This window comes from Micromonospora sp. NPDC049799 (assembly GCF_040656655.1).
Taxonomy (GTDB): domain Bacteria; phylum Actinomycetota; class Actinomycetes; order Mycobacteriales; family Micromonosporaceae; genus Micromonospora.
This window is the reverse complement of record NZ_JBFAMU010000636.1, coordinates 1-2539: the sequence shown is the minus strand read 5'-3', so window position 1 is coordinate 2539 and position 2539 is coordinate 1. Positions and strand designations below refer to the sequence as shown.

The 2539-nt window shown below is 73.3% G+C and carries 3 protein-coding genes; 2 read left to right on the top strand and 1 reads right to left on the bottom strand.

The window, feature by feature from the left end; genetic code table 11:
- The first annotated feature begins 188 nt into the window (after positions 1 to 188).
- Both AB0I76_RS27575 and AB0I76_RS27570 read left to right on the top strand, forming a co-directional pair.
- A complete protein-coding gene (locus AB0I76_RS27575) occupies positions 189 to 1154 on the top strand; it encodes an ATP-binding cassette domain-containing protein (protein ID WP_357041361.1) in 966 nt (321 codons plus the stop codon).
- Entirely contained in the window at positions 1151 to 1972 is an 822-nt protein-coding gene (locus AB0I76_RS27570; protein ID WP_357041358.1) for an ABC transporter permease, read from the top strand. Before AB0I76_RS27575 ends, AB0I76_RS27570 begins: the two co-directional genes overlap by 4 nt.
- Here the strand turns inward: AB0I76_RS27570 and AB0I76_RS27565 are convergent.
- Positions 1954 to 2322: a hypothetical protein gene (locus tag AB0I76_RS27565; protein ID WP_357041355.1), complete on the bottom strand. Its 369-nt coding sequence runs from the start codon at positions 2320 to 2322 to the stop codon at positions 1954 to 1956. The genes AB0I76_RS27570 and AB0I76_RS27565 overlap by 19 nt on opposite strands.
- Between the last annotated feature and the right edge of the window lie 217 nt (positions 2323 to 2539).

Sequence of the window (2539 nt, the reverse complement as noted above, 5' to 3'; positions counted from 1 at the left end):
GGCGGGCCGGGCCCCCCCCCGCCGGCGCCCCCTGCCCCCCGCCCCCCCCCCGCCCCCCCCCCACCCGGCGCGCGCCCCCCCGGGGTGGCCGCCCACGGCCCGTGCCCCGTCCGGGCCACGCGGTCTCGGCGACGGGGTGACAGTGATCTGTGCGGGCTCTGCCAGCGGCCACTGCCAGCATCGACGGCATGCGGTACGGATTCCAGGCTGAAGCCCTCGTCAAGCGTTTCGGCACGAACACAGCGCTCGGCAGCGTCGACTTCGCGGCCCGCCCGGGCACGGTCCTGAGCATGCTGGGGCCCAACGGCGCGGGTAAGACCACGGCGGTACGGATCCTCGCCACCCTGCTGCGCCCCGACTCGGGCACGGCGATGGTGGGCGGGGTGGACGTGGTCCGCCAGCCGGCCCGGGTGCGCCGGCTGATCGGCATCGCCGGACAGGACACCTCGGTCGACGAGGACCTGACCGGCACCGAGAACCTGGTGCTCATCGGCCGGCTGCTCGACCTGCGCAAGGCCGAGGCGGCCGCCCGGGCTGCGGAGCTGCTGGAGCGCTTCGAGCTGACCGAGGCGGCCGGCCGCCGCGCCGGCACCTACTCCGGCGGCATGCGGCGCCGGCTCGACCTGGCCGCGAGCCTGATCGGTCGGCCCGCGGTGATCTTCCTCGACGAGCCGACGACCGGGCTCGACCCGGCCAAACGGGAGGAGGTCTGGCGGATGATCCGGACGATGGCCGGCGACGGCACCACCGTCCTGCTCACCACGCAGTACCTGGAGGAGGCGGACACCCTCTCCGACGACATCGTCGTCCTCAACCGGGGCAGGGTCATCGCCAACGGCAGCCCGGCCGAGCTCAAGCAGGTCGTCGGCGGGCAGACGATCCAGCTGCGCGCGACGGACCCGTCCCAGGTGGGCGAGGCCGCGGCCATCCTGGGCAGCGTGGCCGGGCACGTGCCCGAGCAGGTCGGTCCCGGGATGCTCACCGTGCCGGTGGTCGGCGACGGGGCGTTCACCGAGGTGGTCCGTCAGCTCGCCGCGTCGAACATCGCGGTGACCGAGCTGTCCCTGCGGCTGCCCAGTCTGGACGAGGTGTTCTTCACCCTCACCGGCCGGCACACCGCCGAGCCCGAGCGCGAACAGGAGGTGACCGCGTGACCGCGACCAGCGTCCCCAGCCAGTCCGCCGGTACGGTGACCGAGCCGGTCAAGCGCCCGTACGGGCTGCTCCGGCACAGCCTCGCGTTGGCCGGGCGGAGCCTGATCAAGGTGCGCCGCACCCCGGAGGGGCTCGCCCACGCGGTGCTCATCCCGGTGATCTTCCTGGTCATGTTCGTCTACCTGTTCGGCGGCGCGGTCTCCGGCAACACCGGGGAGTACCTCCAGTTCATCTTCCCGGCCGCCCTGGTGATGACCGTGATCATCTCCGGCATCATGATCACCGGCGTGAGCCTGAACGCGGACATCCGTACCGGAGTGTTCGAACGGTTCCGCAGCCTGCCGATCGGCCGGTCGGCGCCGCTGATCGGCTCGGTCCTCGGCGACCTGATCCGGTACGTGATCTCGCTGGTCACCGTGTTCGCGTTCGGTTACCTGCTCGGCTTCCGAGTGGAGACCGGCCTCCTGGAGGCGCTCGCCGCCTGCGCCCTGACGGTCTTCTTCGGCTTCTGCCTGAGCTGGGGGTACGTGCTGGCCGGCGTGGTGTCGCGGGACGCCGCCGGGGTGCAGGGCATCGTCACGCTGACCATGTTCCCGCTGGCGTTCGGCACCAACATGGTGGCGCCCACCGACACCCTGCCCGGCTGGCTCCAGGCCTGGGTGAAGATCAATCCGGCGAGTCACGCCATGGAGGCATGCCGGGGCCTGCTGCTCGGCGGGCCGGTGGCCGGGCCGGTGATGCGGACCCTGCTCTGGTCGATCGGGCTGCTCGCGTTCTTCATGCCCCTCGCGGTACGTGCCTACCGACGGCGTACCTGAGCGTCGATGAGGGCGAGGGCGTCGGCCCGATCACGGGCCCGCCCTCGCTCGACCGCGACGGTGTGGACGTCCCTGCCCAGCACGTCAGTGAGCCGGCGACCCAGCTCGGTCGCGTCGGGGTGGAACGAGTCCGGGCCGCGGTGCAGCGCGCTGGCCGCCCCGAGCAGCTCGGCGGCCAGCTCCGCGTCGCCGCACGCCAGGCACGCCGCCGCCGCGGCCACCCCGATCTCCGCCAGCACCGGCACGTAGCCCGGTTCGGCGGCCAGCGCGAACGCGGCGGAGAGATGCTCCCGGGCACCCTCCTGGTCGCCCCGTGCCACCGCCAGTTGCGCCGAGGCGCACCGGTGCATGGCCCGGTACAGCGCCGCGTCGAAGGTGATCCGCTCCAGGTCGGCGCGGGCCCGGTCGTACGCCCGGGCCGCCTCGTCGAGGGCGCCGTCGTAGCGGGCCAGGTGGCCGAGCCAGAGGTGGCGGCCCGGTCACGCCGGGCGTCCTGCCACAGACGGAACCACTGGAGCAGTTGCTCCCTGTCGAACGCCAGATCGCGTCCGCGGTAGAACTCCGCGC

Bases quoted from the DNA above. Each gene is read 5' to 3' on its own strand.
- AB0I76_RS27575 (WP_357041361.1), top strand. From the start codon at position 189: ATGCGGTACGGATTCCAGGCTGAAGCCCTCGTCAAGCGTTTCGGCACG.
- AB0I76_RS27565 (WP_357041355.1), bottom strand. From the start codon at position 2,322: ATGCACCGGTGCGCCTCGGCGCAACTGGCGGTGGCACGGGGCGACCAG.